The following is a 21,280-nucleotide window of genomic DNA, read 5'->3' as shown; positions in this document are numbered from 1 at the left end:
AAAAGCGGGGTGCTCGCGGCGTTGCCTTCGGCGGGCGCTTTCGCGTTGTGCCATGGCCCCCGCCCCGTTGTGGGGGGGGGGGGGGGGTGTGTGGATTCGCGGGACCGTCGTACGCCATGGATGGCGTACGCGAGCCTCCACGGATGGATTTACGGCGTGTCCCGCGAATCCACACATCCCCGCCCAGCGCGACCGTTCGCCGCCTTTGCGGCTTTTGCGCCGTTTCAGCCTTTGCAGCTTTTGCAGCTTTTGCAGCTTTTCAGCTTCTAAAGCTTCTAAAACACTGCCGCATCACCGCACCCACGTCTCCAGCCCGCGCCGGATACGCGCCACCGCCTCTTCCAGCCGCGGCACCTCCTGCGTGTAGGCCAGCCGCACATGCTCGTTCGCGCGGTAGTGCCCGAAATCCAGGCCCGGGGTAAACGCCACGTGCTGGGTTTCCAGGAAGTGCGTGCAGAACGCCTGCGCGTCGTCGGTGAACGCGCTCACGTCGCAGTACAGGTAAAACGCCCCTTCCGGCTCCACCTCGATACGGAAACCCAGCGCGCGCAGCGCCGGCAGCAGGTAGTCGCGGCGCTCGCGGAAGGCCGCGCGGCGCTGCTCGAACACGGCGATCGTGTCCGGCTCGAAACAGGCCAGCGCCGCGTGCTGGGCGATGCTCGACGCACTGATGTACAGGTTCTGCGCCAGCTTCTCCAGCTCGGGCACCGCCTGCGGTGGCGCCACCAGCCAGCCCAGCCGCCAGCCGGTCATCCCGTAATACTTGGAAAAACTGTTGAGCACGAACGCCTCGTCGTCCACCTCCAGCACGCTGGCTGCGTCCATGCCATAGGTGAGTCCGTGGTAGATCTCGTCCACCACCAGGTGCCCGCCCCGCGACTTCAGTGCCTGCGACAGGCCGCCCAACTGCGCCGCCGACAACACCGTGCCGGTCGGGTTGGCCGGCGAGGCCACCAGCGCGCCGACGCTGTCGGCGTTCCAGTGCCGCGCCACCAGGTCCGGGGTCAGTTGGTAGGCCGTCGACGGGTCCACCGGCACCAGTTGCGCCGCGCCTTCCACCAGGCGCAGGAAGTGCCGGTTGCAGGGATACCCCGGGTCGGCCAGCAGCCAGTGCCTGCCCGGGTCCACCAGCAGGCTGCTCGCCAACAGCAACGCGCCCGAGCCGCCGGGGGTGACCAGGATCCGTTCCGGATCGATCTCACATTGGTAACGCGCGCGGTAGAACCCCGCGATCGCCTGGCGCAGCGCCGGCAGGCCGCGCGCCGCGGTGTAACGGGTGTGGCCGGCAGCCAGTGCGGCCTGGCCGGCACGCACGATCGGCGCGGCGGTGGTGAAGTCCGGCTCGCCGATCTCCAGGTGGATGACATCGTGGCCGGCCTGCTCCAGCGCCTGCGCGCGGGCCAGCAGCGACATCACGTGGAAGGGTTCGATTTCCTGACTGCGGCGGCTGTAGCCGCGCGGGGACGTGGGAGTGCTCATGCCGCCGATGATAGGCGCTGTGACCACCGGCAGGCTTGCCGCCGCCGCCGGGCCCGCCCAGACTGGGCTGAACACGGACGCCATTGCATTCCCCCGAAAGGAACCTTATCTCGTGAAGCCCGCCCTCTGTTTACTGGTTGCCAGCCTGATGACCTCCAACGTGCATGCCGCCCCCGCGCTGACCCCGCCCGACGCCGAGAAGCATCCGCACACGGTCAAGGCGCCGTTCGGTGCCACCCGCAGCGACGACTATTACTGGCTGCGCGACGACAAGCGCGAAGACCCGAAGATGCTGGCCTACCTGAACGCGGAGAACGCGTACACCGACCAGGTGATGGCGCCGCTCAAGCCGCTCGAGGACACCCTGTACAAGGAAATCGTCGCGCGCATCAAGCAGGACGACGCCAGCGTGCCCGCGCGCGATCGCGGCTACTGGTACTACACCCGTTTCGAGACCGGCAAGGACTACCCGATCCAGGCACGGCGCAAGGGCAGCATGGACGCCCCTGAAGAGATCCTGCTCGACGTCAACGTGATGGCGGAGGGCAAGAACTACTTCGATGTCGGCGATGCCGACGTCAGCCAGGACAACCACCTGCTGGCCTGGGCCGAAGACGATGTCGGCCGTCGCCAGTACGTGATCCGCTTCAAGGACCTGCGCACCGGCCAGGTACTGCCGGACCGCATCGAGAACGTCTCGCCGAACGTGGTCTGGGCCGACGACAACCGCACCCTGTTCTACGTCGAGAACGATCCGGACACCCTGCTCACCGTGCGCGTGAAAAAGCACGTGCTGGGGACGCCGGCCAGCAGCGACGTGCTGGTCTACGAAGAAAAGGACGACAGTTTCTACATGGGCGTCGGCCGCACCCGCGACGACAGATTCCTCACCATCGAACTGCACAGCACGGTCAGCTCGGAGACCCGCTACGCCCCGGCCGCCGACCCGCAGGCATTCACCGTGCTGTCCCCGCGTGCGCGCGATGTCGAGTACGACGCCGACCACTTCAACGGTCGCTGGGTGATCCGCACCAACGATGCCGGTGCGAAGAACTTCAAGCTCGTCACTGCCCCCACCGATGCCACCTCGCGCACGCAGTGGACCGACTGGGTCGCGCACGATGACGCGGTGCTGGTGGAGGGCGTCGAGCTGTTCGATGGCTTCAGCGCGATCGCCGAGCGCTCCAACGGCCTCGAGCGGATCCGCCTGCTGTACGCGGACGGTCGCCAGGAGTACGTCAAGGCCGACGAGCCGGCCTACTCGATGGGCCTGGCCGCCAACCCGGAGCCGGACAGCCCGTGGCTGCGCTACGCCTACAACTCGATGACCACCCCCACCACCACCTTCGAGCTGAACACCGTCACCGGTGAGCGTCGCCAGCTCAAGCAGCAGCCGGTGCTGGGCTACGACCCCTCGCAGTACACCACCGAGCGCGTCTGGGTGACCGCGCGCGACGGGGTCAAGGTGCCGGTCTCGCTGGTCTACCGCAACGGCTTCAAGAAGGACGGCAGCGCCGCGCTGTACCAGTACGCCTACGGCAGCTACGGCATGTCCATGGACCCCGGTTTCAGCCAGACCGTGGTCAGCCTGCTCGACCGCGGTGTGGTCTATGCCATCGCGCATATCCGCGGCGGCGAGGAAATGGGGCGCGCCTGGTACGAGGACGGCAAGCTGCTGAAGAAGCAGAACACGTTCAACGACTTCGTCGACGTCACCCGCGAACTGGTCCGCCTCGGCTATGCATCCAAGGACCGGGTGGCCGCCTCCGGTGGCAGTGCCGGCGGCCTGCTGATGGGCGCGGTGGCCAACCAGGCGGCGCAGGATTACCGGGTGATGGTCGCGCAGGTGCCGTTCGTGGACGTGGTCACCACCATGCTCGATGCGAGCATCCCGCTGACCACCAACGAGTACGACGAGTGGGGCAATCCCGAGCAGCGCGAGTATTACGACTACATGCTCGGCTACTCGCCCTACGACAACGTGAAGAAGCAGGCCTACCCGGCGCTGTTCGTCGGCACCGGCCTGTGGGATTCGCAGGTGCAGTACTGGGAGCCGGCCAAGTGGGTGGCCAAGCTGCGCGATGACAACACCGGCACGCATCCGATCGTGTTCCGCACCAACATGGAGGCCGGCCACGGCGGCAAGTCCGGCCGCTTCCAGCGCTATCACGAGCTGGCCGAAGCGTATGCGTTCGTGCTCGACCAGCTCGGGGTGACGCCTGCGGCGAAATGACCCATGGCGGGCGGGGCGGCGACCATCGCGGTGGCCGCCCTGGCTCGCTATGCTGCGCGCATGACTCTTCCCGAGCGCCCCGACGTTCCTGATGCCCCGGCCCCGCGGCCGCCGGTGCGGTTCCGATGGGCGTGGTGGCTGCTGGCCTATGCCAGCCTGGGCACCGGCATCGTCGGCATCTTCGTGCCGGGCCTGCCCACCACCGTCTTCATCCTGATCTCTGCCTGGGCCGCCTCGCGCGGCTCGGAGCGCCTGCACACCTGGCTGCTGCAGCACCCGCGCTTCGGCCCGGCCATCGTCAACTGGCAGGCCCACGGTGCGGTCAGCCGCTACGCCAAATGGATGGCCACCCTGACCATGACCGCGTGCGCCGGCATCATGCTGTGGTGCGTGCCGATCGCCTGGGTGAAGTGGCTGTCCATCGGCAGCATGACCGTGGTGGCGATCTGGCTGTGGAGCCGGCCGCTGCCGCCGGCCTCATGACGCGTGGCATCGCCAGGCCCCGCATGGGGTGGCTTTACCCCATTCACTGAATCGATACCCTCGGCCAAAGAGGGCACGGCTATACTCGGGGCATGAGCATCCCCCATCGCAACCGAATCCTGATTCCGTTGGCAGCGGCCTCGCTGCTTCTCCTTGCCGCCTGCGGCAACAAGGGCCCGCTGGTACTGCCGCAGAAGCCGGTGCCGGTCGAGGAAGTCGCCGAACCGGCTACCGACGCCACCCCGCCGCCGGCTGCCGTGGATGACACCGACACCCCGCCGGTGGTACCCGATCCGGTCGATGCGCCGCTGAAGTCCGAAGACGGTAATGACTAAGGCCGCGTCCACGGCGCTGCGCTTCAGCAAGATGCACGGTGCCGGCAATGACTTCGTGGTGCTGGACCTGCGTGACGGTACGCCCGAACCCAGCCCGGCCCTGGCCACGCACCTGGCCGACCGCCATACCGGCGTGGGGTGCGACCAGATCCTGACCATCGAGCCGCCGCGTGCCGAGGGCTCGGTCGCGTCCTACCGGATCTGGAACGCGGACGGCTCGCAGTCCGAGCAGTGCGGCAACGGCGCGCGCTGCGTGGCGGCCTGGCTGGTCCGCGATGGCGCGGCCAGCGGCGACCGCTTCGCCATCGACAGCCCGCTGGCCACCCACACCATCGAGCGCCTCGGCAGCGACCAGTACGCGGTGGCCATGGGTGTGCCGCGCTTCGAACCGGCGCAGGTGCCGCTGCTCGGCTTCGCCCGCGCCCGCGATGAATACCTGCTGCCCCTGCAGGGCGACACCGTGCGTTTCGGGGCGGTCTCGATGGGCAATCCGCATGCGGTGATCGAGGTCGGCCTGGTCGACGCGGCACCGGTGGAGCGGTTGGGCGCGTTGCTGCAGCAGCACGCCACGTTCCCGCAGTCGGTCAATGTCGGCTTCGTGCAGGTGATCGACCCGCGGCATGCGCGCCTGCGCGTGTACGAGCGCGGCGTCGGTGAAACCCTGGCCTGTGGCAGCGGTGCCTGCGCCGCGGCGGTGGTGATGATGCAGCGCGGCCGGCTCGAGCGCGATGCCACGCTGTCGCTGCCGGGCGGCGACCTGCGCCTGCGCTGGCCGGCCGACGACGCCCAGGTGGTGATGTCCGGCCCGGCAGCGTTCGTCTTTGAAGGGGAGTGGAACCCATGAGCGAGACCGTCGAAAAGATCGCTGCGCATGACGTCGCCGCCTGGCTGCGCCGGCACCCGGCCTTCCTCAAGCAGTTCCCCGACCTCACCCTCACCCTGGTAGTCCCGCGCGACGACGGCCCGACCGCCTCGCTGGCCAGCTACCAGCTCGAGGTGCTGCGCGACAAGAACCGCGAGCTGTCGCGGCGGCTGGCCGAGCTGGCCGCCAACGCGCAGGTCAATGAACGCCTGGCGGTGCGCACCCACCAGCTGACCCTGGCGTTGATGAAGCAGACCTCGGCCGCCGATACCCTGCGTGCCATGGCCGCCTCGCTGGAAGAAGACTTTGCCGGTGACCTGGTGCGGCTGGTGCTGCTGCACCCGGTGGCCGGGCTGGAGCAGGCGCCGTGGCTGCAGGTGATCGCCGCGGACAGCCCGGCCCTGGCCGCGTTCCGCGATTGCCTCCAGGATGGCGAACCGATCTGTGGCCGCCTGCAGCCGGAAAAGAACGCGGTGCTCTATGGCGAGCGCGTGGGCGAGGTGCAATCCAGTGCCCTGCTGCCGTTGCCGGGCGTGGGCCTGATCGCGGTGGGCAGCCACGATGCCAACCGCTTCTATCCCGGCATGGGCACGCTGTTCCTGCGCATGATGGGCGAGTCGCTGGGCGTGGCGCTGACGCGCTTCGCGCAGGGCTGAGCCCGGTCGCGACCCCGCTGCCATGAGCGCCGCCGCCGAGTTCCTCTCGCACCTGCAGGTGGAGCGGCGCATGTCGGCGCATACGCTGGATGCGTACCGGCGTGACCTCGACGCGCTCACGCACTGGTCGCAGGGGCAGGGCGCGGTGATCGAGGCCCTGCACGGCGAGCAGCTGCGCCAGTTCATCGCTGCCGAGCACCGTCGCGGGCTGTCGCCGACGTCACTGCAGCGGCGGCTGTCGGCCTACCGCAGTTTCTACGCCTGGCTGCTCAAGCACCAGCGCATCGATGCCAGCCCCGCGGCGGGCCTGAAGGCTCCCAAGGCACCGCGCAAGTTGCCGCAGGTGCTCGATGCCGACGAGGCGGTGCAACTGGTGGAACTGCCCACCGATGGTCCGCTGGGCCTGCGCGACCGCGCGCTGCTGGAGCTGTTCTATTCCTCCGGGCTGCGCCTGAGCGAACTGTGCGCGCTGATCTGGCGCGACCTGGATTTCGCCACCGGTCTGGTCAACGTGATGGGCAAAGGTAACCGCCAGCGCCGCGTACCGTTCGGCTCGCACGCGCGCACCGCGCTGGAAGGCTGGCGCGGCGAAAGCGGCGGGGGCGAGGGCCAGCCGGTATTCCCCGGGCGCAAGGGCGGCCCGATCACCCAGCGCGCCATCCAGATCCGCATCCGCCAGCTGGCCCAGCGCCAGGGCCTGTTCAAGCACGTCCATCCGCACATGCTGCGGCACAGCTTCGCCAGCCACATCCTGGAATCGTCCGGTGACCTGCGTGGCGTGCAGGAGCTGCTTGGCCACGCCGACATCGCCACCACGCAGATCTACACCCACCTGGATTTCCAGCACCTGGCCAAGGTCTACGACGCCGCGCACCCGCGTGCCAAGCGGCGCAAGAGCGGCAACGAAAGCTGAATCGATCCGCTGCGTCACCCGGGCGCAGGGCAGGGTGGGTTGAAGCCCCCGGCAACGACCCCACCTCAGTCTCTGTCACCCCGGAGGCTCCATGGACCCCAGTCAGAATCCCAATGTGTTTCACGCCACCACCATCATCTCGGTGCGCCGCAACGGTCATGTCGCGGTTGCCGGCGATGGCCAGGTCACCCTCGGCCATACGGTGATGAAGGGCAACGCCCGCAAGGTGCGCCGGCTGGGTCGTGAGGGCCAGGTGCTGGCCGGTTTCGCTGGCGCGGCCGCCGATGCGTTCACCCTGTTCGAGCTGTTCGAAGCCAAGCTGGAAAAGCATGGCCAGCTGCAGCGCGCCGCGGTGGAACTGGCCAAGGACTGGCGCACCGAGCGCCGCCTGGGCAAGCTCGAGGCGCTGCTCGCGGTGGCCGACAAGGACACCTCGCTGATCATCAGCGGCACCGGCGATGTGATCGAGCCGGAAGACGGCATCATCGCCATCGGCTCCGGTGGCTCCTACGCGCTGTCGGCCGCGCGCGCGCTGCTGGCGCACACCGAACTGGACGCCCGCACCATCGCCACCGAGTCGATCAACATCGCCGGCGACATCTGCATCTACACCAACCGCAACGTGGTGGTCGAGGAGCTTTGACCCGCAGGGTCAACGCTCGCTGGAGCCCCGCCATGCGTGGCTGCGGTTTCCGGTCAGCCACGCATGGCGTGGCGCTGCATCAGCGTTACGACGCTGCCAGGCAGGCCGGTGATACGTCATTCCACCCCATATCCTCGTGAGCACATCCATGCCGCACAAGATCGAAGTTTCTTCCGCCACCATGACCCCGCGCGAGATCGTGCAGGAGCTGGACCGGCATATCGTCGGCCAGCACGATGCCAAGCGTGCGGTCGCCATCGCGCTGCGCAACCGCTGGCGCCGCATGCAGTTGCCGGCCGAACTGCGCAACGAGGTGATGCCCAAGAACATCCTCATGATCGGCCCGACCGGCGTGGGCAAGACCGAGATCGCGCGCCGCCTGGCCACGCTGGCCAACGCGCCGTTCGTGAAGGTCGAAGCCACCCGCTTCACCGAAGTCGGCTATGTCGGCAAGGACGTGGAACAGATCATCCGCGACCTGGCCGACACCGCGGTCAAGCTATATCGCGAGCAGGCCAAGGTGCGCGTGCGCACCCAGGCCGAGGAGCGCGCCGAAGACCGCATCCTGGATGCGCTGCTGCCGCGCCGCAGCGTGGGCATCGGCTTCGATGCCGAGGCGGCGCGCAACGAGCCATCGGCGCAGGACAACGAGACCCGGATCAAGTTCCGCCGCATGCTACGCAACGGTGAGCTGGACGAGCGCGAGATCGAGCTGGAAGTCACCGCCAACGTCAGCATGGACATCATGACCCCGCCGGGCATGGAGGAAATGGGCCAGCAGCTGCGCCAGATGTTCTCCAGCATGGGCGGCGGCAAGGCGCAGAAGCGCACGCTGAGCATCAAGGCGGCGCGTCCGCTGCTGATCGAGGAAGAGGCCGGCAAGCTGGTCAATGAAGACGACATCCGCAGCGCGGCGATCGAGGCCTGCGAGCAGCATGGCATCGTGTTCATCGACGAGATCGACAAGGTGGCCAAGCGCGGCGACAACGTGGGCGGCGGCGACGTCTCGCGCGAAGGCGTGCAGCGCGACCTGCTGCCGCTGGTGGAGGGCTCCAACGTGTCCACCAAGTACGGCACGATCAAGACCGACCACATCCTGTTCATTGCCTCCGGCGCGTTCCACCTGGCCAAGCCCAGCGACCTGATCCCGGAGCTGCAGGGCCGCTTCCCGATCCGGGTGGAGCTGGGCGCGTTGAGCAAGCAGGATTTCGTGCGCATCCTCACCGAACCGAAGGCGGCGCTGACCAAGCAGTACGAAGCGTTGCTGCAGACCGAAGGCGTGGCGATGACGTTCACCGACGATGCGGTGGACCGCCTCGCGGAGATCGCCTTCCAGGTCAACGAGCGCCAGGAAAACATCGGCGCCCGCCGCCTGCACACGGTGCTGGAGCGCCTGCTGGACACGCTCAGCTACGAGGCCCCGGACCGCGATGGCGAGACCATCAGCATCGACAAGGCTTACGTGGATGCGCACCTGGGCGAGCTGGTGCAGGACCCGGACCTGAGCCGCTACATCCTGTAACGCATCACACCGGTCGGGTGGTAGGAAAGCGGCGGCGCGAAAGCGTCGTCGCTTTTTTTTGGCTCTTCTCCCGTCGGAGGGAAGCGTCTTTTGCCAAGGGCCGTCGCAGGGTAAGCACGACGCCTTTCCTGCCGCACCTGCCCAGCCTGCCCAGCCCGGCCAGCGACGCCAATGAGCGCCTTTGGCGTTCGAGTCTTGGCGTCAGGCCTTACGCCTCGTCCTCAGTCGGCAACGCCGTCGGCGCCGCGCCCGGGGTGAACACACCCGGCTTCACGAACGCGCTCAGGATGGCATCCAGCGTCTGCAGGCCATCGCGCTTGATCTCGAACAGTTCCGGCTCCAGCATCGCGCTGTACAGCACCCCGGTCAGGCTCGTGCTCACGATGCGCGCCACCGTGTCCACGTCCACCCCCTCTCGCAACTGGCCCAACTCGCGCGCGCGCTCGAACGCGGCGGCGAAAATGGCCAGCTCCTCGCGCGATGCTTCCAGTTGCAGCGCCTGCATCGCCTGGCTCTCCACCGACAGATCGTTGCGCAGCATGATCTCCATCATGTTGCGCAGCCGCTCGTCGTCGGCCAGCTCCTGGAAGGACACCAGCAGCGCCGAGCGCAGGTCCAGCACCGGCGTGTTGCGCTTGGACGAGGTCGTCCGCCGCAGGCGCTCGATGAACGGAATGCGCTCGCGGTCGATCATCGCGGTCAGCACTTCGGTCTTGTTCTTGAAGTGCCAGTACACCGCGCCGCGCGTGTAACCCGCGCGCGCACCGATCATCGCCAGGCTGGTCCCGGCCACGCCGTACTCATGGAAACAGGCCTGCGCTGCATCAAGGATGCCCGCGCGGGTGGCCTGCGCCTCTTCTTTGGTTTTTCTGGCCATTGCGCTGTGCAGTTGCTGGATGAAACCGACCTGAATTGTACCGCTTTACAAACAAACATGCATGTATGTATATTTCCGTCCCACTGAACCTCGGCGAGGTGCGCGCGTAGCCGCGGCAGCGCCGGAGTCGTCAGATTTGCTGTATTTGCCGACCTGTTGGCTGTCATTCGTCGCTTTTCAAGGCGGGGTAGTGCTGCAGGCGACCCTTTTCGTTTCCTGTGAGCCCCCACCATGTCCCGATCCCCGTACCGTCTTCTCGCGCTGTCCCTCGCGATCGCCTTGACCGTGTCCGCCTGTGGCGGCGGTGAGCAGGAGGGGCCGCAGGGCGGCCCGGGCCAGGTCACCATTGCCACCCTCAAGAGCGAACAGGTCAGCCTCACCCGCGAACTGCCCGGTCGCACCAACGCCTTCCTGGTGGCCGAAGTGCGCCCCCAGGTCAGCGGCATCGTCGCCAAGCGCCTGTTCACCGAGGGCGGCCTGGTCACTGCCGGCCAGCCCCTGTACCAGGTGGACGACGCCAGCTACCGCGCCCAGGCCAACAGCGCCCGCGCCCAGCTCGCCCGCGCCGAGGCCACTGCCAACGCGGCGCGCCTGAGCGCCAAGCGCATCACCGAACTGGCCAAGGTCGATGCGGTCAGCAAGCAGGACCTGGAAAACGCCGTGGCCGCGCAGAAGCAGGCCGAGGCCGATGTCGGCGCCGCCAGGGCCGCGCTGGACGCCGCCAACGTCACCCTCGGCTACGCGCGCATCAGCGCCCCGATCAGCGGCCGCATCGGCAAGTCCTCGGTCACCCAGGGCGCGCTGGTCAGCGCCGGCCAGGCCGACGCGCTCGCCACCGTGCAGCAGCTCGACCCGATCTACGTCGACCTGACCCAGTCGGCCAGCGAACTGCTGCAGATGCGCCGCGAACTGGCCAGCGGCCGCCTGCAGGACAACCAGACCCTGCCGGTCACCATCCTGCTCGACGACGGGACCGAGTTCGCCCACAAGGGCACCCTGGAGTTCTCCGAAGTCAGCGTCGATCCCACCACCGGCAGCTACGCGCTGCGGGTCAAGGTGGACAACCCCGACCAGGTGCTGATGCCCGGCATGTACGTGCGTGCGCAGGTCGGCAGCGGCGTGCGCGAGAACGGCCTGCTGGTGCCCATGCAGGGCATCGCCCGCGATCCCAAGGGCGACACCACCGCGATGGTGGTCGGCAAGGACAACAAGGTCGACGTGCGCCCGGTCAAGGTCAGCCGCGCGGTGGGCAGCGCGTGGTTGGTCGAGGACGGCCTGAAGGCCGGTGACAAGGTCATCGTCGAAGGCCTGCAGAAGATCCAGCCGGGCATGCCCGTGCAGGCCACCGAGCGGGGTGCCGCGCCGGCCACGCCGGCCGCGCCCGCCGCTGCAGCCCCGGCCCCGGCCGACAAGCAGTAAGCGGAGAATCCCATGGCTCGTTATTTTATTGATCGCCCCATCTTCGCGTGGGTGATCGCCATCATCATCATGCTGGCCGGCGCGCTGGCGGTGGTGAAGCTGCCGGTCTCGATGTACCCCGAAGTCGCCCCGCCCGCGGTCGAGATCAGCGCCACCTACCCGGGCGCCTCGGCCAAGGTGGTCGAAGACTCGGTGACCCAGATCATCGAGCAGAACATGAAGGGCATCGATGGCCTGATCTACTTCTCCTCCAACAGCTCGGCCAACGGCCAGGCCACCATCACCCTCACCTTCGAGAGCGGGACCAACCCGGACATCGCCCAGGTGCAGGTGCAGAACAAGCTGCAGCTGGCCATGCCGCTGCTGCCGCAGGAAGTCCAGCGGCAGGGCATCAACGTGGCCAAGTCGAGCAGCGGCTTCCTGCAGGTGATCGGCTTCGTCTCCAACGACGGCAGCATGGATGCCAACGACATCTCCGACTACGTCGGCTCCAATGTCGTCGATCCGCTCAGCCGCGTGCCGGGCGTGGGCAACATCCAGGTGTTTGGCGGCAAGTACGCCATGCGCATCTGGCTGGACCCCAACAAGCTGCACACCTACAAGCTGTCGGTGGATGAAGTGACCGCGGCGATCACCGCGCAGAACGCGCAGGTCGCCATCGGCCAGCTCGGCGGCGCGCCGTCGGTCAAGGGCCAGCAGCTCAACGCCACCATCAATGCACAGGATCGCCTGCAGACCCCCGAACAGTTCCGCAACATCCTGGTCCGCGGCGGCACCGACGGCAGCGAGCTGCGCCTGGGCGACGTGGCCCGGGTCGAGCTCGGCGCGGAGAGCTACGACTTCGTCACCCGCTACAACGGCAAGCCGTCCACCGGTATCGCCATCACCCTGGCCACCGGCGCCAATGCGCTGGATACGGCCAATGGCGTGCGCGCCGCACTGGAGGACATGAAGGCCAACTTCCCGGCCGGGCTGGAATCGGTGGTGCCCTACGACACCACCCCGTTCGTGCAGGTCTCGATCAAGGGCGTCATCAAGACCCTGATCGAAGCGATCGTGCTGGTGTTCGTGGTGATGTACCTGTTCCTGCAGAACTTCCGCGCCACCCTGATCCCCACGATCGCGGTGCCGGTGGTGCTGCTGGGGACGTTCGGCATCCTGGCCGCGCTGGGCTTCTCGATCAACATGCTGACCATGTTCGCCATGGTGCTGGCGATCGGCCTGCTGGTGGATGACGCCATCGTGGTGGTGGAGAACGTCGAGCGCATCATGTCCGAAGAGGGCCTGTCGCCGCTGGAAGCCACCCGCAAGTCGATGGGCCAGATCACCGGCGCACTGGTCGGCATCGGCCTGGTGCTGTCGGCGGTGTTCGTGCCGATGGCCTTCATGAGCGGCTCCACCGGCGTCATCTACCGGCAGTTCTCGGCGACGATCGTGTCGGCGATGGCATTGTCGGTGCTGGTCGCCATCGTGCTCACCCCGGCGCTGTGCGCCACCATGCTCAAGCCGCTCAAAAAGGGCGAGCACCACGTGGCGCACAAGGGCCTGCTGGGCCGCTTCTTCAACGGCTTCAACCGCGGCTTCGACCGCTCCAGCGACACCTACCAGCGGGGCGTCAAGGGCATCCTCGCGCGTCCGTGGCGGTTCATGTCGATCTTCGCCGCGCTCGTGCTGATCATGGGCGTGATGTTCATGCGCCTGCCCAGCTCGTTCCTGCCCAATGAAGACCAGGGCATCCTGATGGCGCTGGTGCAGACGCCGGTCGGCGCCACCCAGGAGCGCACCCTGGAGGCGATGTACAAGCTGGAAGAGCACTTCCTGAAGAACGAGACCGAGGCGGTCGAATCGGTGTTCTCGGTGCAGGGCTTCAGCTTCGCCGGCATGGGCCAGAACGCGGGCATGTCCTTCATCAAGCTCAAGGACTGGAAGGAGCGCAGTGCCGACCAGGGCGTGGGCCCGATCACCGGGCGTGCGATGGGCGCGCTGGGGCAGATCAAGGACGCCTTCATCTTCGCCTTCCCGCCGCCGGCGATGCCGGAACTGGGCATCGGCTCGGGCTACACCTTCTTCCTGAAGGACAACAGCGGCCAGGGCCACGAGGCCCTGCTCAACGCGCGCAACCAGCTGCTCGGCGGCGCCGGGCAGAGCAAGCTGCTGGCCAACGTGCGGCCCAACGGCCAGGAAGACACGCCGCAGCTGCGCATCGACGTGGACGTGGAAAAGGCCAATGCCCTGGGGCTGTCGGTCGCCTCGGTCAACCAGACCTTGGCCGCGGCGTGGGGCAGCAGCTACATCGACGACTTCATCGACCGTGGCCGGGTCAAGCGCGTGTATGTGCAGTCCGATGCGGATTTCCGCATGAATCCGGACGACTTCAACCTGTGGTCGGTCAAGAACACGCAGGGCGAAATGGTGCCGTTCAGTGCGTTCGCCAGCAAGCGCTGGGACTATGGTTCACCGCGCCTGGAGCGCTACAACGGCGTGTCGGCGATGGAGATCCAGGGTGAGCCCGCGCCGGGCGTGGCCTCGGGCGATGCCATGGCCGAGATCGAGCGCATCGCCAAGGACCTGCCGCCGGGCTTCGAGATCGAATGGACCGCGTTGTCCTACCAGGAACGCCAGGCCGGTTCGCAGACCCCGCTGCTGTACACACTGTCGCTGCTGATCGTGTTCCTGTGCCTGGCGGCGATGTATGAGAGCTGGAGCGTGCCGACCTCGGTGCTGCTGGTGGCGCCGTTGGGCATCCTCGGTGCAGTGCTGGCCAACAGCATGCGTGGCATGGAACGGGACATCTACTTCCAGGTGGCGATGCTCACCACGGTGGGCCTGACCAGCAAAAACGCGATCCTGATCGTGGAGTTCGCCAAGGAAAACCTGGAGAAGGGGGCCGGCCTGATCGAGGCCACCATGCACGCGGTGCGCGACCGCCTGCGCCCGATCATCATGACCTCGCTGGCCTTCGGCCTCGGCGTGCTGCCGCTGGCGATCGCCTCCGGTGCCGGCTCCGGCGCGCAGCGCGCGATCGGTACGGGCGTGCTCGGCGGCATGGTGGTGGGCACCCTGCTGGGCGTGTTCTTCATCCCGCTGTTCTTCGTGGTGGTGCAGCGCGTGTTCAACCGTTCGCTGCGCAAGGGCGGCACCGGCACCGTGGCCGATACACGCAACAACGGCGACACGCCGGAGGGTGGTACCCATGAATAAGGCTTCCTGCCTGCTTGCCGCCGCGGTGGCGATCGCACTGTCCAGCTGCGCCACGCTGGTGCCGGCCAGCACCGAGGTCGCCCCGGCGATCCCGGCGCAGTGGCCGGCGACCCGCGCCGACAGCGGCGCGGCCACCGTCGAGGTGGCCGACATCGGCTGGCGCGATTTCTTCAGCGACCCGCGCCTGCAGTCGCTGATCGACCAATCGCTGGCCAACAACCGCGACCTGCGCGTGGCCGTGCTGAATGTCGAGAAAGCGCGTGCGCAGTACCGCATCCAGCGTGCCGACCGGGTGCCGGCGATCGCTGCGCAGGGGCAGATGACCCGCAGTGGCGGCGACACCCCGGTGACCGAGCAGTTCAGCGCCAATCTCGGCGTGGTCGAGTTCGAGCTGGACCTGTTCGGGCGCGTGCGCAACCTCAGCCAGGCGGCCTTGCAGCAGTACTTCGCCCAGGCCGCCAACCGGCGCAGCGCGCAGCTGAGCCTGGTGGCCGAAGTGGCCAATGCGTGGCTGACATTGGGCGCGGACAGCGAACAGCTGGCGATCGCCCGGGCGACCCTGGCCACCTACGAGGACTCGCTGCGGCTGACCGAGGCCCGGCATCAGTTGGGCGATGCATCCTCGCTGGAACTCAGCCAGACCCGGACGCTGGTGGAAACCGCGCGTACCGACGTGGCCCGTTTCAGCGGGCAGGTCGCGCAGGACCGCAATGCGCTGGTGCTGCTGGCCGGTGGTCCGATCGACGACGGCCTGCTGCCCGGCGGCGAAATCAACCAGGTGGCCGCGGTGCGCCCGCTGCCGGGCAACGTGCCGGGCGAGGTGCTGCTGCGGCGCCCGGACGTGATGGCGGCCGAACACACGCTGCTCTCGGCCAATGCCAACATCGGCGCGGCGCGGGCGGCGTTCTTCCCCTCGATCAGCCTCACCGGCAGCGTCGGTTCGGCATCTTCGGCGCTGTCCGGCCTGTTCGACGGCGGCACGCGGGCGTGGAGTTTCATTCCCAAGCTCACCGTGCCGATCTTCCAGGGCGGCAAATTGCGCGCCAACCTCGGCGTGGCCACCGCAGACCGCGACATCGCGCTGGCGCAGTACGAAAAGGCGATCCAGTCCGGCTTCCGCGAGGCCGCCGATGCGCTGGCCCTCAACGACAGCCTGGATGCGCAGTTGGCCTCGCAGCGGGCGTTGGTGGCCGCGGCCGACCAGGCCCAGCGCCTGTCGCAGGCCCGCTACGATGCCGGCCTGGACAGCTTCCTCACCCTGCTCGACGCGCGGCGCACCGCCTACACCGCGCGGCAGTCGCTGGTCAGCACGCAGCTGGCGCAGCAGTCCAACCAGGTGGCGTTGTACAAGGTGCTGGGCGGCGGTTGGCACGAGCGCGGCTGAGCGAGGCGCGCACCGCGGTAGAGCCGACCGTTGGTCGGCTAGCCACGCACCACGGTAGAGCCGACCGTTGGTCGGCTGGCCACGCACCACGGTAGAGCCGACCGTTGGTCGGCTGGCCATGCAGCGCGGTAGAGCCGACCGTTGGTCGGCTGGCCACGCAGCGCGGTAGAGCCGACCGTTGGTCGGCTGGCCATGCAGCGCGGTAGAGCCGACCGTTGGTCGGCTGGCCATGCAGCGCGGTAGAGCCGACCGTTGGTCGGCTGGCCATGCCGACGAGCGGACAGCAGCCGACTAACAGTCGGCTCTACCCGTCGGCTCCACCCTTCGGCTCTACCCGTCGGCTCCCCCGGTCATCGTCGTGACCATCAACGCGCTCATGAGCGCGGTTCATCCGCCCGGTCATGACGCGGATCGTCCTTGCGCCCGTCGCCATGGCAGCGGCGGGCGCGCTCCAGCGCATCGCCGGCTTCGCGTGCCATGCGCTCGTATTCGCTGCGGATCTCTTCCAACCGCTCCTCGTCCAGTTCTTCCAGGTCGAGCAGTTCGTTGTTGGCCTCGGCGGTCGCGCGGATCAGTTCGTCCAGTTTGATCTGGACCGCGGCGGCGTCCGCGTTCTGGCTGTGCTGGATCAGGAACACCATCAGGAAGGTGATGATGGTGGTGCCGGTATTGATCACCAGCTGCCAGGTGTCGTTGAACTTGAAGATCGGGCCACTGACCGCCCACAGCAGCACGATCGACAGCGCGGCCAGGAACGTCCAGGGCGTACCGGCGGCGTAGGCCGCCTTCTTGGCGACCAGGTTGAACATACTGCGGAGTTTCATGCGGCACGGCAGGGTAGCGACGGTGCCACATCATTGGCGGCGCGCCGTGTACGCGCCGTGCAGTCTGCGCCGCGTCAGACGCGGGCGGCACCCAGGCGCGGGCGGGCGGCGACGTCGTGGCGGCTGCTCAGGTAGACGTGCTCCCAGACCTCTTCGACGAAGGCGCGCGCCTGGTCTTCGCTGAGGCGCGGCATGATCTGCAGGGCGTACTGGGTCTGGAAGGATTCGTCGCGCTGCTCGTCGCTGGCGCGCGGCTGGGTGATCAGCGAATCGCAGGCAAACTTGATCCACGGCACGTAGTGGCCGAACGAGCCAGTGCCGCTGCCAAGGGTGCCGTCGGCGTGGCGCTGGCGCCAGTAGGCGACTTCCGCGTCAACGTCGATCACGGCGGGGATGGAAAGCTGGGCGGAAGACATGGTGGTGTCGATATGCAGGGAAGGGGTTGGATCAGAGTGCGTAAAGCGCAGTGCATGCAGCGTCATGGTGATGTCGAGTCGGCGTGGCCGCGGAGCCTGAAAAGCTCAGCCGGCGACTCGCCGAGCAGGTGCGCATGCTCGACCGCACCGAGGCGCTCGGCGAACGTGGCCAGTTGGTTGCACACCGCCACGCGCTCGTGCGGGTGGGCCTCGGTCAGCGCCGCCTGGATGGCCTGGTAGGCGCTCCAGAAGGGGGCGCCGTTGTCGTGTTGGGCATGGAGCACCTGCAACTGTGTCCAGGCGTTGGATAACGCCGGATCCAGCGCGGTGCGGGCTATTCGGGCATTCATGACGTCTCCTCGACGTTGCTGCCCCCTGTGCACCCACCATAGGCCGTGGCCACCGCGCGATTGTTAGCGCAGCGTATGCAGCAGGTGCGCCAGCCGTGCGCGCAGCGCCCGCTCGGGTGCCTGATACGCTGCCAGCACAGCGTGTTCACCTGTCTGTATGGAACTGAAGCGTTCAGAACAGCGCGCGCTGCGACACGCGGTCGCAGCGCCTGGCAACGGCGCGATTGCGCGCCGCCACGGGCATCACTCGCCGATGTCTTCGTTCCAGACCTCGGGGTGGGCGCTGATGAAGCCGCCGAGCAGGTCGATGCAGGCCTGGCTCTGCATGTCGATCACCTTGACCCCGTTTTCGCGCAGCCACTCGATGCCGCCCTGGAAAGTGACCGACTCGCCCACCACCACGGTGCCGATGTTGAACTGGCGCACCAGCCCGCTGCAGTACCAGCACGGGGCCAGGGTGGTGACCATGATGGTGTCCTGGTAGCGACGCTGGCGCCCGGCCTTGCGGAAGGCGTCGGTCTCGCCGTGCACCGACGGATCGCCTTCCTGCACGCGGCGGTTGTGGCCGCAGCCGAGCAGGCGGCCGTCGGTGTGGTACAGCGCCGCGCCGATCGGGATGCCGCCCTCGGCCAGGCCCTGGCGGGCTTCGGCGATGGCGGTTTCAAGCAGGGCGGCGTAGTCGGGGGTGCTGATCATGGGCAATCCGTGGGCATCTGGACCGCCATGATAGTGGCCTGTCGCCGCCGCGGCACCGGCCCGCGTGGCGGCCCTGCGGCACCGGGTCGCAGCGCGGAGGTGCCGCCGCGTGCCCAGCGGTGCGATAATCCGGCCATGAGCGAATCCCCCTACAAGACTGGCACCACCCATTTCGGCTTCCGCGATGTCGCCGCCAAGGACAAGCAGAAGCTGGTGGGCGAAGTGTTCACCTCGGTCGCGCGCAGCTACGACCTGATGAACGACCTGATGAGCCTGGGCATCCACCGGGCGTGGAAGCGCTACTACGTGGCCACCGCGCAGGTGAAGCCGGGCGACCGCGTGCTCGACCTGGCCGGTGGCACCGGCGATATCGCCGCGCTGATCAAGGAGCGCGTGGGCGAGGACGGCGAGGTGGTGCTGGGCGACATCAACGCCGGCATGCTTTCGGTCGGCCGCGACCGGCTGATGAACCGGGGCCTGGTCTCGGGCCTGGAGTACGTGCAGTGCAACGCCGAGGCGCTGCCGTTCCCGGATGCCAGCTTCGACCTGGTGACCATCGCCTTCGGCCTGCGCAACGTGACCGACAAGGACGCCGGCCTGCGCGAGATGTACCGCGTGCTCAAGGTGGGCGGCCAGGCCCGCGTGCTGGAGTTCTCCGAAGTCACCGCGGACTGGTTCAAGCCGATCTACGACTTCCACTCGTTCAAGATCCTGCCCAAGCTGGGCCAGTTGTTCGCCCGCGATGGCGACAGCTACCAGTACCTGGCCGAGAGCATCCGCAAGCACCCGCCGCAGGAACAGCTCAAGACCATGATGGGCGAGGCCGGCTTCGCGCGCTGCCATTACAAGAACCTGACCGGCGGCATCGTCTCGATCCACTCCGGCTACAAGATCTGACCCCACGCGCTGCGTTCTGCAGGCGCGCGCCAGGGGTGCGCGCCTCCTGCGCCGCGCCGGCGAACCGATCAGGCTGAATGCGCAGGCGGGACGGCACCGCTGCCCGGGCGGTGCGGCCAGGGGGTAAACTGGTCGTTTCACCCTGATCGGTCCCGATGTCCATGCGATCTCCGTTCCTGTTGATTCCCCTGGCCGTGGCGCTGGCCGCCGGCTGCTCCAAAGAACCGGCCGCCCCGACGGCCGCGCCCACCGCCACCGCACCGGCGAGCACTGCCATGAAAGCCGACAGCCGCAGCCATGATGAAAGCTCCTACGCCGAGCCGGACAAGGTGGTGGTCAAGGACCTGGCGCTGGACCTGAAGCTGGACTTCGACGCCAAGCAGATCGGCGGCACCGCGACCTACACCCTGGAGTGGAAGGACAAGGCGGCCAAACAGCTGGTGCTGGATACCCGCGAACTCACCGTGGAGAAGGTCGAGGCGATCGGCGCGGACGGCAAGGCCGCCCCGCTCCAGTTCGCGTTGGCCCCGGCCGACAAGGTGTTCGGCAGCAAGCTGAGCATCGACGCGCCGGAACAGCCGGGCAAGGTCGTGATCACCTACCACACGGCCCCGACCGCCTCGGGCCTGCAGTGGCTGGAGCCGTCGATGACCGAGGGCAAGAAGCTGCCCTTCATGTTCAGCCAGTCCCAGGCCATCCACGCGCGTTCGTGGGTGCCGCTGCAGGACACCCCGAGCGTGCGCTTCACCTACAGCGCGCACGTGGTCTCGCGCCCGGACGTGATGGTGCTGATGAGCGCCGACAACGATCCCAAGGCCGCGCGTGACGGTGACTACACCTTCAAGATGCCGCAGCCGATCCCGTCCTACCTGCTGGCCATCGCCGCCGGCGACCTGGTGTTCGAGCCGATCTCCGGCCGCTCCGGCGTGTGGGCCGAACCAACCATGGTCGGCAAGGCCGCCAAGGAGTTCGAAGACACCGAGAAGATGATCGGCGCGGCCGAGAAGCTGTACGGCGAGTACCGCTGGGGCCGCTACGACATGCTGGTGCTGCCGCCGTCGTTCCCGTTCGGCGGCATGGAAAACCCGCGCCTGACCTTCGCCACCCCGACCGTGATCGTGGGCGACAAGTCGCTGGTCTCGCTGGTCGCCCATGAACTGGCGCACAGCTGGTCGGGCAACCTGGTGACCAACGCCAGCTGGAAGGACATCTGGCTCAACGAAGGGTTCACCACCTACGTGCAGGGCCGCATCACCGAAGCGCTGTACGGCCAGGAAATGGCCGAGATGGAGCGCGAGATCGACCAGAACGACCTGCTGGCCGAGGTCAAGGACATGAGCCCGGCCGACCAGGCGCTGGCCCTGCCGCCGCTGACCGAGCGTGACCCCGACGATGCGCTGAGCCAGGTGGCCTACGTCAAGGGCGCGTGGTTCCTGCAGTTCCTGGAGCAGCGTTTTGGCCGCGAGACCTTTGATCCGTTCCTGCGCGGCTGGTTCGATGACCATGCCTTCCAGAGCGCGAACACCGACCAGTTCGTCGTGTACCTGAAGAAGAACCTGCTGTCCAAGAAGCCTGGCGCGGTCACCGATGCCGAGCTGAAGGCGTGGCTGGACGAGCCGGGCATCCCGGCGTTCGCCACCAAGGCACGCTCGCGCAACTTCTCCATCGTCGACACCGCGCGCATCGCCTGGCAGGGCAGCGACACGCTGCCGAACGTGCAGATCAGCAGCGAGTGGGGCACCCAGGAGTGGGTCCACTTCATCGACGGCCTGGGCAAGACCCTGCCGGTGGAGAAGCTGGCCGCGCTGGACAAGGCCTACCACTTCACCGGCACCGCCAACGGCGAAATCGCGATGCGCTGGTATCCGCTGGCGATCCGCAGCGGTTACACGGCGGCCAATGAACCGGCCGCGGCGTTCATCGAGCGCGTCGGCCGCCGCAAGCTGATCCTGCCGATCTACGCCGAACTGGTGAAGACCCCGGAAGGCCTGGCGTTCGCCAAGGCCGCCTTCGAGAAGGCCAAGCCGGGCTACCACCCGATCACCACCGCGTCGGTGCAGGACATGCTGGACAAGGCAAGCGCCAAATAA

Annotated in this window: 19 protein-coding genes; 13 read left to right on the top strand and 6 right to left on the bottom strand. The window is 67.7% G+C overall.

The genetic code is table 11. The annotated features are described in order from the left end of the window. Nucleotides 1-291: 291 nt before the first annotated feature. On the bottom strand, nucleotides 292-1,479 hold the full coding sequence (locus tag M2421_RS20740; RefSeq protein WP_259210275.1) for a pyridoxal phosphate-dependent aminotransferase: 1,188 nt from the start codon (nucleotides 1,477-1,479) through the stop codon (nucleotides 292-294). A gap of 112 nt (nucleotides 1,480-1,591) precedes the next feature. Between M2421_RS20740 and M2421_RS20735 the strand changes: the two genes are divergently transcribed. The 8 genes from M2421_RS20735 to hslU all read left to right on the top strand — a co-directional run bounded on the left by M2421_RS20735 (nucleotide 1,592) and on the right by hslU (nucleotide 9,126). Beyond that, on the top strand, nucleotides 1,592-3,712 hold the full coding sequence (locus M2421_RS20735) for a S9 family peptidase (protein ID WP_259210273.1): 2,121 nt from the start codon (nucleotides 1,592-1,594) through the stop codon (nucleotides 3,710-3,712). Between the two features lie 60 nt (nucleotides 3,713-3,772). Continuing rightward, nucleotides 3,773-4,195 carry a YbaN family protein gene (locus M2421_RS20730; protein WP_259210272.1) on the top strand — a complete coding sequence of 141 codons (423 nt, stop codon included), beginning with the start codon at nucleotides 3,773-3,775 and terminating at the stop codon, nucleotides 4,193-4,195. Nucleotides 4,196-4,287: 92 nt separating this feature from the next. After that, the gene (locus M2421_RS20725; RefSeq protein WP_259210271.1) at nucleotides 4,288-4,530 is read left to right on the top strand and encodes a lipoprotein; all 243 of its coding nucleotides are present in this window, start codon (nucleotides 4,288-4,290) and stop codon (nucleotides 4,528-4,530) included. Then, nucleotides 4,523-5,374: a diaminopimelate epimerase gene (dapF, locus tag M2421_RS20720; protein ID WP_259210270.1), complete on the top strand. Its 852-nt coding sequence runs from the start codon at nucleotides 4,523-4,525 to the stop codon at nucleotides 5,372-5,374. Before M2421_RS20725 ends, dapF begins: the two co-directional genes overlap by 8 nt. Further along, on the top strand, nucleotides 5,371-6,048 hold the full coding sequence (locus tag M2421_RS20715) for a DUF484 family protein (RefSeq protein ID WP_259210269.1): 678 nt from the start codon (nucleotides 5,371-5,373) through the stop codon (nucleotides 6,046-6,048). The genes dapF and M2421_RS20715 overlap by 4 nt, the downstream gene beginning before the upstream one ends. Nucleotides 6,049-6,070: 22 nt before the next feature. Next, nucleotides 6,071-6,961, top strand: coding sequence for a tyrosine recombinase XerC (xerC, locus tag M2421_RS20710; protein ID WP_259210268.1), 891 nt, complete (start codon nucleotides 6,071-6,073; stop codon nucleotides 6,959-6,961). A 91-nt stretch (nucleotides 6,962-7,052) separates the two neighbouring features. Beyond that, nucleotides 7,053-7,604, top strand: a complete 552-nt coding sequence (hslV, locus tag M2421_RS20705; protein WP_017356659.1) for an ATP-dependent protease subunit HslV — start codon at nucleotides 7,053-7,055, stop codon at nucleotides 7,602-7,604. A gap of 148 nt (nucleotides 7,605-7,752) precedes the next feature. Beyond that, complete coding sequence (gene hslU / locus M2421_RS20700) at nucleotides 7,753-9,126, top strand: ATP-dependent protease ATPase subunit HslU (protein ID WP_259210267.1); 1,374 nt, start codon at nucleotides 7,753-7,755, stop codon at nucleotides 9,124-9,126. Between the two features lie 208 nt (nucleotides 9,127-9,334). Here the strand turns inward: hslU and M2421_RS20695 are convergent, their stop codons facing one another. Continuing rightward, nucleotides 9,335-10,003 (bottom strand): TetR family transcriptional regulator, encoded by a 669-nt coding sequence (locus M2421_RS20695; RefSeq protein WP_259210265.1) that lies wholly within the window; start codon nucleotides 10,001-10,003, stop codon nucleotides 9,335-9,337. A 231-nt stretch (nucleotides 10,004-10,234) separates the two neighbouring features. Between M2421_RS20695 and smeD the strand changes: the two genes are divergently transcribed. The 3 genes from smeD to M2421_RS20680 are packed head-to-tail and all read left to right on the top strand — an operon-like array spanning nucleotide 10,235 to nucleotide 16,007. After that, nucleotides 10,235-11,422, top strand: a complete 1,188-nt coding sequence (gene smeD / locus M2421_RS20690) for a multidrug efflux RND transporter periplasmic adaptor subunit SmeD (RefSeq protein WP_259210264.1) — start codon at nucleotides 10,235-10,237, stop codon at nucleotides 11,420-11,422. A gap of 12 nt (nucleotides 11,423-11,434) precedes the next feature. Beyond that, on the top strand, nucleotides 11,435-14,623 hold the full coding sequence (smeE, locus tag M2421_RS20685; protein WP_259210263.1) for a multidrug efflux RND transporter permease subunit SmeE: 3,189 nt from the start codon (nucleotides 11,435-11,437) through the stop codon (nucleotides 14,621-14,623). Next, complete coding sequence (locus tag M2421_RS20680) at nucleotides 14,616-16,007, top strand: efflux transporter outer membrane subunit (protein WP_259210262.1); 1,392 nt, start codon at nucleotides 14,616-14,618, stop codon at nucleotides 16,005-16,007. Before smeE ends, M2421_RS20680 begins: the two co-directional genes overlap by 8 nt. Before the next feature lie 374 nt (nucleotides 16,008-16,381). Here the strand turns inward: M2421_RS20680 and M2421_RS20675 are convergent, their stop codons facing one another. From M2421_RS20675 to M2421_RS20660, 4 genes are all read right to left on the bottom strand, one after another. Next, on the bottom strand, nucleotides 16,382-16,831 hold the full coding sequence (locus M2421_RS20675; protein WP_259210261.1) for a low affinity iron permease family protein: 450 nt from the start codon (nucleotides 16,829-16,831) through the stop codon (nucleotides 16,382-16,384). Nucleotides 16,832-16,905: 74 nt separating this feature from the next. Next, nucleotides 16,906-17,247, bottom strand: coding sequence for a hypothetical protein (locus M2421_RS20670; RefSeq protein WP_259210260.1), 342 nt, complete (start codon nucleotides 17,245-17,247; stop codon nucleotides 16,906-16,908). A 62-nt stretch (nucleotides 17,248-17,309) separates the two neighbouring features. Next, entirely contained in the window at nucleotides 17,310-17,597 is a 288-nt protein-coding gene (locus M2421_RS20665; RefSeq protein WP_259210259.1) for a hypothetical protein, read from the bottom strand. A 243-nt stretch (nucleotides 17,598-17,840) separates the two neighbouring features. Next, a complete protein-coding gene (locus M2421_RS20660) occupies nucleotides 17,841-18,293 on the bottom strand; it encodes a nucleoside deaminase (protein ID WP_259210258.1) in 453 nt (150 codons plus the stop codon). A gap of 135 nt (nucleotides 18,294-18,428) precedes the next feature. On the opposite strand from M2421_RS20660, the gene ubiE reads away from it, so the two are divergent. Both ubiE and M2421_RS20650 read left to right on the top strand, forming a co-directional pair. After that, the gene (gene ubiE / locus M2421_RS20655; RefSeq protein WP_259210257.1) at nucleotides 18,429-19,190 is read left to right on the top strand and encodes a bifunctional demethylmenaquinone methyltransferase/2-methoxy-6-polyprenyl-1,4-benzoquinol methylase UbiE; all 762 of its coding nucleotides are present in this window, start codon (nucleotides 18,429-18,431) and stop codon (nucleotides 19,188-19,190) included. A gap of 161 nt (nucleotides 19,191-19,351) precedes the next feature. Further along, nucleotides 19,352-21,280, top strand: coding sequence for a M1 family metallopeptidase (locus tag M2421_RS20650; protein WP_259210279.1), 1,929 nt, complete (start codon nucleotides 19,352-19,354; stop codon nucleotides 21,278-21,280).

Source organism: Stenotrophomonas sp. BIGb0135 (assembly GCF_024810105.1).
GTDB classification, from domain to species: domain Bacteria; phylum Pseudomonadota; class Gammaproteobacteria; order Xanthomonadales; family Xanthomonadaceae; genus Stenotrophomonas; species Stenotrophomonas maltophilia_AB.
This window is presented reverse-complemented; position numbering and strand designations above follow the sequence as displayed.

Bases quoted from the DNA above. Each gene is read 5' to 3' on its own strand.
- M2421_RS20740 (WP_259210275.1), bottom strand. From the start codon at position 1,479: ATGAGCACTCCCACGTCCCCGCGCGGCTACAGCCGCCGCAGTCAGGAA.
- M2421_RS20730 (WP_259210272.1), top strand. From the start codon at position 3,773: ATGACTCTTCCCGAGCGCCCCGACGTTCCTGATGCCCCGGCCCCGCGG.
- M2421_RS20725 (WP_259210271.1), top strand. From the start codon at position 4,288: ATGAGCATCCCCCATCGCAACCGAATCCTGATTCCGTTGGCAGCGGCC.
- dapF (WP_259210270.1), top strand. From the start codon at position 4,523: ATGACTAAGGCCGCGTCCACGGCGCTGCGCTTCAGCAAGATGCACGGT.
- M2421_RS20715 (WP_259210269.1), top strand. From the start codon at position 5,371: ATGAGCGAGACCGTCGAAAAGATCGCTGCGCATGACGTCGCCGCCTGG.
- xerC (WP_259210268.1), top strand. From the start codon at position 6,071: ATGAGCGCCGCCGCCGAGTTCCTCTCGCACCTGCAGGTGGAGCGGCGC.
- hslV (WP_017356659.1), top strand. From the start codon at position 7,053: ATGGACCCCAGTCAGAATCCCAATGTGTTTCACGCCACCACCATCATC.
- hslU (WP_259210267.1), top strand. From the start codon at position 7,753: ATGCCGCACAAGATCGAAGTTTCTTCCGCCACCATGACCCCGCGCGAG.
- M2421_RS20695 (WP_259210265.1), bottom strand. From the start codon at position 10,003: ATGGCCAGAAAAACCAAAGAAGAGGCGCAGGCCACCCGCGCGGGCATC.
- smeD (WP_259210264.1), top strand. From the start codon at position 10,235: ATGTCCCGATCCCCGTACCGTCTTCTCGCGCTGTCCCTCGCGATCGCC.
- smeE (WP_259210263.1), top strand. From the start codon at position 11,435: ATGGCTCGTTATTTTATTGATCGCCCCATCTTCGCGTGGGTGATCGCC.
- M2421_RS20680 (WP_259210262.1), top strand. From the start codon at position 14,616: ATGAATAAGGCTTCCTGCCTGCTTGCCGCCGCGGTGGCGATCGCACTG.
- M2421_RS20675 (WP_259210261.1), bottom strand. From the start codon at position 16,831: ATGAAACTCCGCAGTATGTTCAACCTGGTCGCCAAGAAGGCGGCCTAC.
- M2421_RS20670 (WP_259210260.1), bottom strand. From the start codon at position 17,247: ATGTCTTCCGCCCAGCTTTCCATCCCCGCCGTGATCGACGTTGACGCG.
- M2421_RS20665 (WP_259210259.1), bottom strand. From the start codon at position 17,597: ATGAATGCCCGAATAGCCCGCACCGCGCTGGATCCGGCGTTATCCAAC.
- M2421_RS20660 (WP_259210258.1), bottom strand. From the start codon at position 18,293: ATGATCAGCACCCCCGACTACGCCGCCCTGCTTGAAACCGCCATCGCC.
- ubiE (WP_259210257.1), top strand. From the start codon at position 18,429: ATGAGCGAATCCCCCTACAAGACTGGCACCACCCATTTCGGCTTCCGC.
- M2421_RS20650 (WP_259210279.1), top strand. From the start codon at position 19,352: ATGCGATCTCCGTTCCTGTTGATTCCCCTGGCCGTGGCGCTGGCCGCC.